General features: G+C 65.4%; 12 protein-coding genes. 9 read left to right on the top strand and 3 right to left on the bottom strand.

Features of this window, described 5'->3' with window-relative positions; genetic code table 11:
* The first annotated feature begins 93 nt into the window (after positions 1–93).
* The 4 genes from QW887_RS19665 (at position 94) to QW887_RS19680 (ending at position 2,939) form a co-directional block, all read left to right on the top strand.
* Positions 94–753: a glutathione S-transferase family protein gene (locus QW887_RS19665; protein WP_316171452.1), complete on the top strand. Its 660-nt coding sequence runs from the start codon at positions 94–96 to the stop codon at positions 751–753.
* 239 nt (positions 754–992) lie between these two features.
* Entirely contained in the window at positions 993–1,184 is a 192-nt protein-coding gene (locus QW887_RS19670) for a hypothetical protein (protein WP_315718364.1), read from the top strand.
* Between the two features lie 298 nt (positions 1,185–1,482).
* On the top strand, positions 1,483–2,475 hold the full coding sequence (locus QW887_RS19675) for a hypothetical protein (protein ID WP_315827277.1): 993 nt from the start codon (positions 1,483–1,485) through the stop codon (positions 2,473–2,475).
* A 23-nt stretch (positions 2,476–2,498) separates the two neighbouring features.
* Positions 2,499–2,939 carry a DUF1489 domain-containing protein gene (locus QW887_RS19680; protein WP_315718366.1) on the top strand — a complete coding sequence of 147 codons (441 nt, stop codon included), beginning with the start codon at positions 2,499–2,501 and terminating at the stop codon, positions 2,937–2,939.
* 168 nt (positions 2,940–3,107) lie between these two features.
* On the opposite strand, the gene panC is transcribed toward QW887_RS19680, so the two are convergent.
* On the bottom strand, positions 3,108–3,959 hold the full coding sequence (gene panC, locus QW887_RS19685) for a pantoate--beta-alanine ligase (RefSeq protein ID WP_315718367.1): 852 nt from the start codon (positions 3,957–3,959) through the stop codon (positions 3,108–3,110).
* Between the two features lie 262 nt (positions 3,960–4,221).
* Between panC and QW887_RS19690 the strand changes: the two genes are divergently transcribed.
* From QW887_RS19690 to QW887_RS19705, 4 genes are all read left to right on the top strand, one after another.
* Positions 4,222–5,145, top strand: a complete 924-nt coding sequence (locus QW887_RS19690) for a division plane positioning ATPase MipZ (protein WP_315718368.1) — start codon at positions 4,222–4,224, stop codon at positions 5,143–5,145.
* Between the two features lie 412 nt (positions 5,146–5,557).
* On the top strand, positions 5,558–6,445 hold the full coding sequence (locus QW887_RS19695; protein WP_315718369.1) for an alpha/beta fold hydrolase: 888 nt from the start codon (positions 5,558–5,560) through the stop codon (positions 6,443–6,445).
* A gap of 132 nt (positions 6,446–6,577) precedes the next feature.
* Positions 6,578–7,336: a VWA domain-containing protein gene (locus tag QW887_RS19700; protein ID WP_315718370.1), complete on the top strand. Its 759-nt coding sequence runs from the start codon at positions 6,578–6,580 to the stop codon at positions 7,334–7,336.
* Positions 7,337–7,446: 110 nt separating this feature from the next.
* The gene (locus QW887_RS19705) at positions 7,447–8,163 is read left to right on the top strand and encodes a DnaJ domain-containing protein (protein ID WP_315718401.1); all 717 of its coding nucleotides are present in this window, start codon (positions 7,447–7,449) and stop codon (positions 8,161–8,163) included.
* 235 nt (positions 8,164–8,398) lie between these two features.
* On the opposite strand, the gene QW887_RS19710 is transcribed toward QW887_RS19705, so the two are convergent.
* Positions 8,399–10,147 carry a D-alanyl-D-alanine carboxypeptidase gene (locus tag QW887_RS19710; RefSeq protein ID WP_315718371.1) on the bottom strand — a complete coding sequence of 583 codons (1,749 nt, stop codon included), beginning with the start codon at positions 10,145–10,147 and terminating at the stop codon, positions 8,399–8,401.
* 429 nt (positions 10,148–10,576) lie between these two features.
* On the opposite strand from QW887_RS19710, the gene QW887_RS19715 reads away from it, so the two are divergent.
* On the top strand, positions 10,577–10,918 hold the full coding sequence (locus tag QW887_RS19715) for a phasin family protein (protein ID WP_315718372.1): 342 nt from the start codon (positions 10,577–10,579) through the stop codon (positions 10,916–10,918).
* A gap of 91 nt (positions 10,919–11,009) precedes the next feature.
* On the opposite strand, the gene QW887_RS19720 is transcribed toward QW887_RS19715, so the two are convergent.
* Positions 11,010–12,785, bottom strand: a complete 1,776-nt coding sequence (locus tag QW887_RS19720) for a pilus assembly protein (protein WP_315718373.1) — start codon at positions 12,783–12,785, stop codon at positions 11,010–11,012.
* Positions 12,786–13,240: the final 455 nt, after the last annotated feature.

The following is a 13,240-nucleotide window of genomic DNA, read 5'->3' on the forward strand; positions in this document are numbered from 1 at the left end:
AGCGGCCGATCATCCTGTATGCGTCGCCCATAGCATGAGCGTCGACGGCGCGGCTGCGCGGGCCGTCCACGCCCAACACGGAGACGGTGCGACATGACGCTGAAGCTGGTGATCGGCAACAAGAACTATTCCTCATGGTCGATGCGGCCGTGGCTGGCGCTGCGCGGCTGCGACATCGCCTTCGATGAGATCGTGATCCCGCTCTACACCGCCGATCCCGCCGACAAGGCGCGCATCCTTGAGCATTCCCCGGCCGGCAAGGTGCCGATCCTGATCGATGGCGCGATCAGCGTGTGGGATTCGCTCGCGATCATCGAATATCTCGCCGAGCGCTTCCCGCAGGCGGGGCTGTGGCCCGCCGATGCCGCTGCGCGCGCCCATGCCCGATCCGTCTGCGCGGAGATGCACTCCGGCTTTCCGGCCTTGCGCAACGAATGCCCGATGAACCTGCACCGGCCGGTGCGGCCGGTGGAGCTGTCTGCCGATGCCAAGGCCAACATCGCCCGGATCGAGGACATCTGGCGCGACTGCCGTGCCCGCTACGGCCATGGCGGGCCGTTCCTGTTCGGCCGCTTCGGCGCCGCCGACGCCATGTTCGCGCCGGTGGTCACGCGCTTCCACAGTTTCGCCATTCCGGTCGCCGCCGAAACCCGCGCCTACATGGACATGATGATGGCGATGCCGGCCTTCGCGGCCTGGGTGAAGGACGGCCTCGCGGAGGACTGGGTCATCGAGCGGGTCGAGAACATCTGAGCGGCCTCGTCCGTTCGCGATTTGGTCCGTGGTGGACGAGCGAACCCCGAGCCGCTCGTCCAAGAATACCGTTTGCGGGCCCATCCCGTTGAAGACTCTCGCAATCTCCGCGTTTGCCATGTCGTGAGGTCGCTGGTCAGGGCGGGCGGCGGCGTGATATAAGGGCGATATTTATAAAGACACGCCGGCCCGGGCAGCGGGACCAGGGGCTCTTGCCGGCATGCGAGCAGGAGAGGGCGTTGAAACACAAGTTCCCCATTGGGGCGACCGTCTATTTCACCGCGAGCAACGTCTCGCGTCCGGCCGCCACAGGCACCTACGAGATCATCCGCCAGCTTCCGACGGAAGACGACGACTGCCAGTATCGGATCAAAAGCTCGACGGAAGCCTTCGAGCGGGTTGCCAGAGAGAGCCAATTGGCCTTGTCTTGAAGATGACGTGCCGCGTCGGCGGACGCGGCCGCCGGAGACATGGCCGAAGCGAGAGGGGGAGTTGCCACGCGTTCGGGAGCCGTGGCGCGAGGCGATGACGATTGCTGCGCGATCCCTTTGGGGATAGCGGGTAGCTCCACACCATCCGGCGCCCGCAGGCGTATGGAATCGTCTTATTGTCTTGGTGGGGCCGCAATCGATCGGGTGATCATTTGAATTTGATGATCGTTTCACGGCCGTCCCATGTAGGGACGCCATCGGGGCCGTTTTCGCTGGCCCGCGTCAGGAACAAGCGCGCATGAACTCGACCTGGCCTTCCTCGTTGGATCAGCTCTTGAACTCACCGGCGTTCCCGATGTGGCTCACCGTTGCCGCGGCGGGTTTCTTTGCACTGGTCGTGCTGATGACGCTGCTCAGGGCCGAGAAATCGGTCGCCAACGGCGCGCTGACGGTGATCACGCTGCTGGCGGTCGGGATTGCGGTGGCGTCGATGATGCGGAGCCAGGATGCGACCCCGCGTGGCGCCAATGGCGATCCTGCGGTGACCGCCTCCGTCGGCCTCTCGGCACCCGCCCTGGCCTGCGTGGATGATCTCGCCGGCGATCTGGTGCTCGCGAATTGCGAGAAGAGCCTGTTCGGATCGGCCGAGATGACCGCCGCGGCCGTCAGTTATGCGGCGGGCATGCTGAGCCGGCTGTCCCAGGTGGGCGACGTCGCCAGCGCCAACAAGGTGATGACCGCGGAGCTGCTGGCGCTGCGCCGCGCCGTCGAGCGCGATCGTTATGGCCTGATGGCCTATGTGCTGCTGACACGCGACCGCTGCACGCCGAGCGATTGCGTGATGTTCCGTGCCGTGGGTGATCGCCAGCAACTGATGAACAACATGGAAGGGCGGACCTATGAGGGGCTGGTGACGCGCTACGCCTCGCAGTGGAATGCGGCGCCGGGCCAACCGGCCGCTGGGACCTTTGCGGGATTGGCGCCTCCAGGGCTGGCGCCGTCGGCGCCGAACGGCAAGCCGACGACCGCCGAATTTCCCAGCTCGGCGAACACCCCGCCGGTCAGCATCATGAATCCCGAGCCGACGGCCTCGACGCGCTCGGTCGCCCCGGCAGCCGCCGCGCCGAAACCGCCGACGCAGCTTGCGCCGCCCGCAGCCCCACCGACCGTGGCTGCCAGCCACGCCCAGGCGCCGCCGGCGGCCAAGAAGGCCGCGCCGAAGCCGAAGCCGGCCGCTGCGGCGCCTCAAGCGGCGCCTGAGGCCGCCGAGCCGGCCGCCAACAACGAATAGATCCCGCTGGTCGAACCGCCATCATGCCTCTGCACCTGATCAAGCTCGCCGTCGGCTGCGAGTCCGTGAAAGAGCTGAAGGAGTGGATCGCCGAGCGCATGCTCGCGGCCAAGAAGAAGGGCCTGCCGCAGCAGCACGTCCATGTCACGCGGATGACGCCGAAACGGGTCGAGGACATCCTCGCCGGCGGCTCGCTGTATTGGGTGATTCGCGGTGAGGTCGCCGCGCGCGAGAAGATCGTCGGCATCGAGCCGTTCCGCGACGGCGACGGCATCGGGCGGTGCCGCATCATCATGCAGCCGAAGGTGATCGCGGTGTCGCCGCGGCCGATGCGTCCGTTCCAGGGCTGGCGCTATCTGACGGCCGAGGATGCGCCGGCCGATCTCGGCAAGTCCGGTGCGGCGGGCGTCGAAGCCATGCCCGAGCCGCTGCGCCGCGAGCTGCGCGATCTCGGCCTGCTGTAGCACTTTGATGAGCCGGTGGTGTTGCGCGTGAGCATCTCACGCGAGGCGGAAGTCAGCCTCGCTCGCAAGGGCCGGGCGTACGCTCGACGCGGCGTCAGTTGTCCTTGCCTCTGCCTTGCGGGCGAGGGCGCGCTCACGGTGTTGGCGGACGGCTGGTCTCCCGGCGGCTCACGCGGCGATATTGTCGATCAGTCGCGTGGTTCCGATCTTGGCCGCGACCAGGATGCGTTTCGGTCCTGACTCGTTCGGGGCGATGGGCGCCAGCGTCTCGGCGTCGCGGACCTCGAGATAGTCCAAGGCAAAGCCGGCTTCGGTGATCGCGGCGGCGCCATCCCCAATGGCCGCCTGCATGTCGTCGCCGGCGCGCAGCCGGGCCGCCAGCTCCTTCAGGACACGGTGCAGCGTCGGCGCCGCCCGCCGCTCGTCTGCCGTGAGGTAGACATTGCGCGACGACATCGCGAGTCCGTCGCGTTCGCGCACCGTACGGGATCCGACGACACGGACGCCGAGATCGAGGTCGCGCGCCATCTGGGCGACGACGCGGAGCTGCTGATAGTCCTTCTCGCCGAAGATCGCGACGTCCGGCCGGCATTGCGTGAACAGCTTGGCGACCACGGTCGCGACCCCGCCGAAGAAATGCGGACGGAAGCGATCCTCCAGCCCGGCCAATGCCGCGCCCTCCGGCACGATCCGCGTCGCGAAGCCGTCCGGATACATCGCCTTCGCGTCGGGATGCCAGATCAGATCGACGCGCTCGGCCGCGAGTTTCGCGACATCCTCCTTCCAGGTCCGGGGGTAGGACCCGAAATCCTCCGTCGGCGCGAACTGAGTCGGGTTGACGAAGATCGAGACGACCACCTTGTCGGCGCGGCGCTTCGCCAGCCGGACCAGCGAGATGTGCCCTTCATGCAGGGCGCCCATGGTCGGCACGAGCGCGATGCTGGCTTTTCTCGCGCGCAAGCTGTCGAGCTCGCGGCGGAGGGCGGAAACGGTGCGGGCGACGCGCGGGCTTCGTGACATTTTTGCTCGATCTCACAGCGAAAAATTGCGGTTGCACTGTTCGGCCTTGACGCTCGGGCGACTGCCCTTAACAAGAACGCGACACGCCGCTCAGCATACTTGAATACGCCTGTTAGCACGTCTCCGCGTCCGATGCGGAGTTGGTAAACGCGCGCGTCAAGTAGTAGCGGAGGATGCGTCCCCCGTGGGATTCACGATGACGATGCATTTCACTTGACCGCAGACGACCGTGACTCGAAGATGATCGTAAGAGGTCGACAACATGCTGGTGCAAACTAGCCAAGGACAATCGGGCTCGGCCCACGTGGTTGTGCTTGGAAACGAGAAGGGCGGGTCGGGCAAGTCGACCACCGCCCTGCACATTGCCGTGGCACTCCTGAAGGCCGGCCAGCGTGTCGCCACGATCGATCTCGATTGCCGCCAGCAGAGCTTCACCCATTACATCAACAACCGGAGCGCCTGGGCGCGCCGCACCGGACTGCGCCTCGAACTGCCGACGCACTACTGCATCCAGCTCGGCCGGACGTTGCAGATCGACGAGAACGAGAACACCGAGTTCCAGCAGTTCATGGAGGCCGTGAGCGCCGTCGAACGCTCGTTCGATTTCATCGTCATCGATACGCCCGGCAACGACAGCTACCTGATGCGCCTGGCGCATTCGATGGCGGATACGCTGGTCACGCCGATCAACGACAGCTTCCTCGACTTCGACGTGCTGGGAACGGTCGATCCCGCGACCTATGCCGTGACCGGCGAGAGCCACTATGCGGAGATGGTGCGTGACGTCCGGCGCAAGCGCCGCCAGGTGGACGGTGCGATGACCGACTGGATCGTGGTCCGCAACCGGCTGTCGATGCTCGGCTCCCGCAACAAGCAACTGGTCGCCGACGGCCTCAAGGACCTGTCGCTGCGGCTCGGCTTTCGCGCCATCGACGGCTTTGCCGAACGCGTCGTCTACCGTGAGTTCTTCCCGCGCGGACTGACCGCGCTCGACGACATCGACGAGGCGACCCTGGGCACCCGCCCCAATCTCGGCCACGTCACGGCCCGGGAGGAGGTCACCAGCCTGCTGCGCCAGCTCAAGCTGCCGCTGGACGAGCGCGGCCGCCGCCGCGCCGCGAACCGCGCCGAATGGTTCGCCCAGGTCGACAAGCCACTCGACCTGCACGACATCATCAGCGCCTGAATACCGTCCGCATTCGGGCGAGACCTCGCCTGAGACATTGTGCGCGTTGAACGTGCGCCCGGCTTGGTTAAACAATCTGCGGACAGCGGTGGCGGGTAACGGCGCGCCCGGCCTGTTTGGGGGCGGACGGAGGAAGATTTGTCTCAGGTCAACGCCGCAGCCGCCAATTTCGCTAGATTACCGTCAAATTCATGACTGATTTGAACCTGACGTTCAGGGCTCAAGTCGCAAGAGACGGGCGGCGGAACCCAGCTATGCTGCACAGCAACTAGGTGCGGCGCACAACGAACGGGCGACGGATACACAACATTTGGTCTTCCTGTCACAGCGCCGTTACATATATTAAACAGAACGGGTCGCGAGAGTCTTACAGGTTCAAAACTACCTTTGATTGTGCTCCCGAGGGACAAACATGAAGCGTGGAATAACCGTTCTTGTGTCTGTCAGCGTGCTGGCGGCGGTCGGCTACTTCACCGCGAGCAAGTGGGCTATCCGGCACGAGACCATCAGGTTCTATGACGCCTCGCGCGACAACCGGCTGGTCGAGGTCGCCGTGGCCGTCCGGCGCGACAAGGAGATGCAGGCCGAAGCCGGCATGATCAAGCTGCCGGTCGCGATCCTCAATCACGGCAACACCGTCAAGTTCACCGAGTACTCGTTCCTGGCCAACGTATTTGCTGCGCGCGGCTACATGGCGGTCAGCATCCAGCACGACCTGCCGACCGATGCGCCGATGGTGACGAAGGTCGGCGAGCCCTATGTCGGCCGGCTGCCGCAGATCCAGCGCGGTGTCGCCAACATCCGGTTCGCCGTCGAGCAGATGCACCAGGTGCAGCCGAATGCCGACTATGATCATCTGACGATGGTTGGTCATTCGATGGGCGGCGACATCTCGATGTATTTCGCCAAGCAGTATCCCGAAGACGTCCGGAAGGTCGTCACGCTCGACAACCTCCGCGTCCCGTTCGTCACCGACGGCAAGTTCAAGATCCTGTCGTTCCGCTCGAAGGACCCGCAATTCAAGACCGATCCCGGCGTGATCCCGAGCGACGACATCTGCGAGAAGGAAGGCATCACCGTCGTCAAGACGGACTTCCAGCACAACGACATGCGCGACACCGGACCTGACGACGCCAAGTCGTCGATCCAGGCCATGCTGGACAAGTTCCTCGCCGATAGCGACAGCACCAGCGACATCGGGCCGGTCGAGACCAAGACCCCGTTGCTCGATCCGGGTCCCGTCGCGCCTTATGCGCCGGTTGGCAAGACCGCGACGCCGGCCAAGCCGCTGACGCATTGAGCGCGCAAGCCGCCGGGGCGCGCGCCAGCCTCGCCTGATCCTTGCCTGCCACGTCGGCGGGCAGATGCGTTGCCGTCGTTGAAGCCGTCCGTCCGCCTGCCCACATGATGCGCGTCCGAGCAAGGTGCGTGCATGGTCGATGATCGTTCGAAGCCCGGTTCTGCCCCGTTGACCTCGGCCGAAGAGGGATCGCGCCAGCAGCGGTTGCCCGACAATGAGCGTTCCACGGCAGACGCCGTTGCGGCGTTCGTTGCGCAGGCCAAGGCCATGGCTCCTGCCGCTCAGGGAACCAGAGGCCGTCTCGTCTTTGCGCTTGATGCGACCCTGAGCCGCCAGCCAACCTGGGACATGGCCTGTGCCCTGCAGGCCGACATGTTTCGCGAGGCCGCCGCACTCGGCAGCCTCGATATCCGGTTGGTGTACTATCGTGGCTTCGATGAATGCCGCGCCACTGGCTGGATATCCGACAGCGCTGAGCTCGCCCGGCTGATGGGCAAGATCGATTGCCGCGGCGGCCAGACCCAGATCGGCAAGGTTCTTGCCGAGGCGCGGCGCCATGCGACAGCATCCGGAATCCGCGCCGTCGTGTTCGTTGGCGACGCGATGGAGGAGAATGTCGACGTGCTCTGCGCAAAGGCCGGCGAGCTCGGGCTGCTGAAGGTTCCGCTGTTCATGTTCCAGGAGGGCAATGAGCCCGCGGCCGAGCAGGCGTTTCGCGAGATGGCGCGGCTGTCGGGGGGAGCATGGTGCCGTTTCGATCCCGGCGCATCCGCGCAGTTGCGCGACCTTCTGCGTGCCGCCGCGGCCTACGCGGCGGGTGGCCGGGCGGCGCTGCTCCGGCTGGCCGGCTCCGAAGCGGGCGCGGCACGCCTGATCGGGCAGATGAAGTAGAGATCGATTTCGGCGGCCGCCAACGTCAAGCCCGGCGCAGCGGCTCGAGCCTGCCGGTCGCGGACGCAGCCGATCATGCTTTTTGTCCCGGCACGCCCTATATTCGGGCCATGACACTGATCGCTGGCGCCGTCGCCGTCATCACCCTTTATCTGTTGCTGCAGATGTTCCGGAACGCGAATCCGGCGGCGCTGGCGCGCGCGATCAAGGTTGCCGGCGGTATCGGCTGCCTTGCGGTGGCAGCCTTCACCGGCCTCCGCGGCGAGCTGGTGGTGGCGATCCCGATCGGGTTGTTCGGGGCGGGGCTGCTCGGCTGGTCACCCGGTGGTCTCGGCAATGTCGGCAGCATGTTCGGGCTGGGTGGGCAGCGCTCGTCGGGTCAGAGCTCGCGGGTGCGCTCGCAATTCATCGAGATGGTGCTCGATCATGACAGCGGGCAGATGCAGGGCCGCTTTGTCGCCGGCGCCCATGCCGGCCGGTCGCTGGACGAGTTCGATCTGGCGCAGCTCGCCGCGATGACGCCGAGCCTCGATGCCGACAGCGTCGCTCTACTTGAAACTTATCTGGACCGCCGGTTTCCCGCTTGGCGTCAGCACGCGCAGGGCGATGCGGCAGGGCGGCAGGGCCGCGCGGCGTCGAGCTCCAAAATGACGGAAGAGGAGGCCTATCAGATCCTTGGCCTGCAGCCGGGCGCGGGGCGAGACGAGATCGGGCGTGCCCACCGCGCGCTCATGAAGAAACTGCATCCCGACCAAGGGGGGTCGACGTACCTCGCCGCCCGGGTGAACGAGGCCAAGGATACTCTGCTTCGTACGCATCACGGCTAACTCCGGCAACGCCACCAACGCCACAACACCGAACCCGCTTTCAACGCAACTTTGTCGACACCGGCGGCTCTCGCCCTTGCCAGGCACGATCGTTCGTCATGGTGAAAAAGTTCTAGCGGGAAATCCTTGACGAGTGGTTTGCACCCGTGCGTCCCGCCGTCGATCGCGTGGTCCGCAAACGAAAAGGCCCGCGCTGTGTCGCGCGGGCCTCATCGGAACAGGATCAGTGCCGGCGTTAGTTGTGCACGGTCATGCAGGAGATGTCGGCGCGCTTCAGCTTCTTGCAGACGGCCTCGGCCTGATCACGATCGAGCCCGGCGAAGCGGGCGCGGATCAGCTTCTTGTCGCCCTTCGCGACCGTCTCGGTGAAGGGATCGGCCTTGCTTAGGAGACCTTGTGCCGAGCTGCGGGCCGCCTCGATCCGCTTCTGGGCCTCGGCCTCGTTGTCCAGCGCTCCGACCTGGATGATCCAGCCGCTGCGCGTGACGGAAGGCTTGCTCGGAAGCTCCGGCGCAGCGCTCGCGGAGGCGATCTGCGTCGGCGCCGGCTGGGCCGGAGGCGCCGCATAGGCCATGGCCTGCGACGAGCCTGCCGGCAGGCTGGAGGCGGGCAGCACGCCGAGAATGCCGTTGCCGGTGCCATGGCCCGGCGGCTGCGGCGGCATGTCGGGACGGGGGGCCTCGGTACGGGCGATCGGCGGCGCCGGCTCGATGGCCTCGACACGCTGAGCGAAGGGTGCGGGAGCAGGGGCGGCCGGCTGCGGCGCGGCGGTCGCGAGCTTGACCGCGCCGGCCTTGACCTGGACCGTCCTGACCTTGACCGGCTTCATCGGCTCGGTCGAGCCGGGAACGATCGACATCGGCTGGCTCTGGATCACGCCGGAGGTCATCGGCGCCGGCTCGACCTTGGCCTCTCTCGGTGCCGCCGGCGGCAGGGCCGCGGTGGCTTCCGAGAGGGTTGAGATGATCTTGGAGGCGCGGCTCGGGGCCGGCGTCTCCGGCGCCGCCGAGGCGAGCTGCATCGTGCCCTGATCGGCATCGCCGCTGTCGGAGCCGCCGCGCTCGCCGATCGCCGCCACGGTGCGCCGGGTCGCGCCCTTGTCGAGATTTTCGGCGAGCAGGTTGCGCATGATGGCGTCACGCGAGCCGCCGCTGCGGCCGCCGAGTACGACGCCGATCAGATGGCGGTTGCCGCGGCGCAGCGAGGTCACGATGTTGAAGCCGGAGGCGCGGGTGTAGCCGGTCTTGATGCCGTCGATGCCCTCGACATTGCCGAGCAGATGATTGTGGTTGCGGATCGACTGGCCGCGATAATTGAACACCACCGTCGAGAAGTAGCGGTAGTACCGCGGGAAGCGGTCCTGGATCGCGCGGCCGAGGATCGACTGGTCACGCGCCGTCGTGATCTGCGCGTCGGCGGGGAGGCCGGAGGCGTTCACATAGGTGGTGCGGCTCATCCCGAGCGAGCGCGCCTTGCGCGTCATCATCTTGGCGAACTCGTCCTCGTCGCCGCCGATCGCTTCGGCGATGACCACGGCGGCGTCGTTGGCGGAGCGCGTCACCAGGCCCTTGATCGCGTCCTCGACGCGGATGCTCTGGCCGGGGCGCAGGCCGAGCTTGGTCGGCGACTGCTCGGAGGCGTGCTCGGACACCGGCATCTCGGTGTCGAGCTTCATCTTGCCGGAATCGAGCCGCTCGAACAGCAAATAGAGCGTCATGATCTTGGTGAGCGAGGCGGGGTGCCGCAAGGCGTCGGGATTGGTCGCCGTCAGCGTCGCGCCGGAATTGCCGTCGACGACGATCGACGCGAACGCCGGGCTGTAGCTGCCCTCGTCATTATGGGGGGAGTGACGCGCGTGATGCTGCCGATGGCGCCGACGCGCCTCCGCGCTGTCGACCGTGACCACTGCTGCCGTCGCGAGGGTGATCAGTCCGTAGACGCCAACTCGCAACAGGCGCGAGGAAGCCATTTTTTTGCGAAGCATGAAATCCCCGTCCAATTTCTGACGTGATCACCGGCTCGTAAGGCGAAATTGTGCCGAACGCCCCCGTAACCGTGCCTGTCGGACCTCCCGATCGCGCCGTGACGCTGCCAAGCATCGAAGGCCTCGAACTGAGGTTTTGTTAAGACGCTGTTTTAGAACAGCTTTACGGTTCGGCCGACGCTGGCCGGGACCACCGGAGAGGTTAGGACGGTCGAGTTGCCAAAGGATTAAAGAAACCTTGCGGCGATGGCTGGTATTTCTGCCGAACTGCCCCGGCTTGGGGCGTCCGACGGTGCGTCGAGACCGCAATGCCCGGGATGGTGCATTGCACAAGATTCTTGATTTTTTTGTGCGCTGCACTATATTATGAATGCGTCAGGGAGCCGGGGCTTCCCTGAGGGCGCTCAAAATCAGGGAAAGGAATGCCACATGTTTAAGGTTGAAGACTTTCAGAACTACGGCAAAGAGCAGTTCGAGACCGTCGTGAACTCCGCGACCACCGTGCAGAACGGCCTTCAGGCCATCGCCACCGCGTATGGCGACTACACCAAGAAGTCGTTCGAGGACACCAAGTCGTTCGTCGAGAAGCTCCAGGGCGTGAAGTCGCTCGACAAGGTGCTCGAGGTGCAGACCGAGTTCGCCAAGTCGGCCTACGAGACCTTCGTCGCCGATTCGCAGAAGATCGCCGGGCTGTATTCGGATCTCGCCAAGCAGGCGTTCAAGCCGCTGGAAGGCATCGCCGCGAAGTTCACCCCGCCGGCCGCGCACTGACCGTTCGCGCCTGCAGCGAGCACAAAGCCCGGCTTGCGCCGGGCTTTTTTGTTGGCTGAAGGTGGAGCGCTGTCGGTGCCCGGCGCTTCTGTTATTTGGCGACCCGCAGCTTCGACAATGCGGTGCCGATCGAGTTGAACGTGGTCACGATCTGGCTCGAGCTCGTCAGCATGTAGAACTTGTCGGGACTGCTGGCGCAGTTCTGCAGCACGGCCGAGGTCGGATCGGCGGGCGAGCTCGTGTTCACCTGGATCGTGTAGATCGTGTACATCGCGTTGCCCTTCGAATCCTTGGTGTTCTTCAGGTTCGAGCAGAGCAGGGCCTGGCGCGCGTCGATCGGGTTGCCCGAGGCTTGCGACGAGCCGTTGCCGTATTCGGGCCAGCGGTCCTCGGTGTTCAGGCCGTCCGATAGCAGGATGATGACGCGATTATAGGTGGTGTTGACGTCCTCCGCCGGCGCGCCCAGCACGCCGTTCGGAATCAGCGACTGGACGGCCCAGGCAAGTCCGATCGCCTGGTTGGTGCCGCCGGTCGGCTGCATGGCGTTGACGGCGCTCTTCAGCGAGCTCCAGTTGTAGCTGAGCGGCACGATTTCCGCGAGTTTCGTGGAGGCCGTGCTGCTGCAGTACTGGATGTTGTTCTCCATGTGCTGGTTGGCCGGGAACAGCGTCGTCACGTCGGAGGTCGCCGGTGACACGGCATTTGCGTCGTTCGGCTGGGTGCGGTCGGCGACGCATCCGGTCCAGGTGCTCTTGGTGTTGGCGACCCAGGTGTGGGTGAAGGTGTTGACCTTGCACACCGTGCTGGATCCGCTTCCCGTGCAACTACACGTGTTGTTCGGAAGATTGCTGCCGCTGGTCGGGCAACTGCAATAGCTGCCGGTGCACCAGTTCACCCGCGTGCTGGTCTGAACGCTGTTCCAGCAGCCGTTGTAATAGCTGTGCGAGGCGGAATCGTAGCCCGGGCAGATGTAGCCCGTGTAGCTCCCACTCGTCGGAATCCGCGAGGCGCTCGAACTCCCGGTCGCCGGGTCGCTGGTGCAGGAGAAGTAGGGAAAGCCGTTGCCGGACTTGAACGGACAGGAGGATCCCGGTCCCACCATGTCCCATTGCGATTGCGTGTAGCTGCCGTTCGGGATTGCGGCCTGATAGGAGCCATTGGCAGGCTGGATCGTGGGCGGATTCTGCCAGTCGGTCCAGTCGATCCAGTCCTTGGCGTAGTTGCTGGCGCCGACGTTCACGACCTTGGCGAATGGAACGACCGAGATGTAGACGTCGCCCGGGGTCTTGGCCAGCGCGCTGAGCTGGTCGATCAGCCCGCCGCTGCCGGCCACGGCGTTCTGCAGCGCGGACATCTTGCCGCTGGATGCCATCGAGCCGGTATTGTCGAGCGCGAGCGCCACCCGCATCTTCACGTCGCCCCAGGTCGATGTCGTTTTGGCGCCGAAGTCCATGGTCGGAAAGCCGGCAATCTTCATGAACTGGGTGACGATCTGACCGTTGGCCGACAATTGGATGTTGGAGGCCGACGAGCTGGTCGAGGCGGTATAGCTGGCCGTCACGGTGACGTTCTGTGCGTCCGTGCTGGTGTAGAGCGCCTTGAAATAGGCGCTTGCCTTGGTTCCGATGTCGGCTGCGCTGATCGTGCCCTGCGCCAGGTCGCGCGACAGCATCAGCGAGGTGGAGTCGAGCGCCGCCTGCATCGACGACCGCGCGGCGTTCAGCCGGCTGTAGTCGACGCCTGCCCCGACGAAGGCCAGGATGGGGACGAGCGCGATGGCGAACAGCATGGAGATATTGCCACCGCGGTCGCAGGCGAACCGTCGGACGGCGCGGCGGCAGAGTCGAATGAAGGAGACATCGGTCATGTCGCTCACCAATTATGGTTTTCTGCAGGTGTTTTCGGTTCGGCTTCGTCAAGGACGGGTAAATCGAAACCGCGAAACACCGGGCCAATGCCCGCAGCGTGGCGCCGCGCCCGCAACCGGGCTGGTTCCCTGTCAATGCCCGCTGAATGGGCTTTGTAAAATGCGACCGGTTTGATTAACCTTGCGCCTCATCGCCGGGGCAGGGAATCGGTCCTGCCGGAGCGTCGGTCCGTCCCGGGCCTGCGCTTGCGGCAAACCGGGCGCTGACCCATATTCCCGGTGTCGGTCCGACCGGACCGGTCGGCTGGGACAGGCGATCTGGAAAGCAGGACCGGGTGGCGGAAAGCGGCCCGGCAGGGGACAGGTCGGGGGGCACCCCTTATTGAGAGCAACCCGCCGAGGGAAACTCTTTATTGGGAGCCTCGCAGCCATATCTAACGCGTGCAAGATGTCGC

This window comes from Bradyrhizobium sp. SZCCHNRI3052, assembly GCF_032484895.1.
In the GTDB taxonomy this organism is placed as follows: Bacteria; Pseudomonadota; Alphaproteobacteria; order Rhizobiales; family Xanthobacteraceae; genus Bradyrhizobium.

Coding starts and splice junctions, on each gene's coding strand:
- QW887_RS19665 (WP_316171452.1), top strand. CDS start 94: ATGACGCTGAAGCTGGTGATCGGCAACAAGAACTATTCCTCATGGTCG.
- QW887_RS19675 (WP_315827277.1), top strand. CDS start 1,483: ATGAACTCGACCTGGCCTTCCTCGTTGGATCAGCTCTTGAACTCACCG.
- QW887_RS19680 (WP_315718366.1), top strand. CDS start 2,499: ATGCCTCTGCACCTGATCAAGCTCGCCGTCGGCTGCGAGTCCGTGAAA.
- panC (WP_315718367.1), bottom strand. CDS start 3,959: ATGTCACGAAGCCCGCGCGTCGCCCGCACCGTTTCCGCCCTCCGCCGC.
- QW887_RS19690 (WP_315718368.1), top strand. CDS start 4,222: ATGCTGGTGCAAACTAGCCAAGGACAATCGGGCTCGGCCCACGTGGTT.
- QW887_RS19695 (WP_315718369.1), top strand. CDS start 5,558: ATGAAGCGTGGAATAACCGTTCTTGTGTCTGTCAGCGTGCTGGCGGCG.
- QW887_RS19700 (WP_315718370.1), top strand. CDS start 6,578: ATGGTCGATGATCGTTCGAAGCCCGGTTCTGCCCCGTTGACCTCGGCC.
- QW887_RS19705 (WP_315718401.1), top strand. CDS start 7,447: ATGACACTGATCGCTGGCGCCGTCGCCGTCATCACCCTTTATCTGTTG.
- QW887_RS19710 (WP_315718371.1), bottom strand. CDS start 10,147: ATGCTTCGCAAAAAAATGGCTTCCTCGCGCCTGTTGCGAGTTGGCGTC.
- QW887_RS19715 (WP_315718372.1), top strand. CDS start 10,577: ATGTTTAAGGTTGAAGACTTTCAGAACTACGGCAAAGAGCAGTTCGAG.
- QW887_RS19720 (WP_315718373.1), bottom strand. CDS start 12,785: ATGACCGATGTCTCCTTCATTCGACTCTGCCGCCGCGCCGTCCGACGG.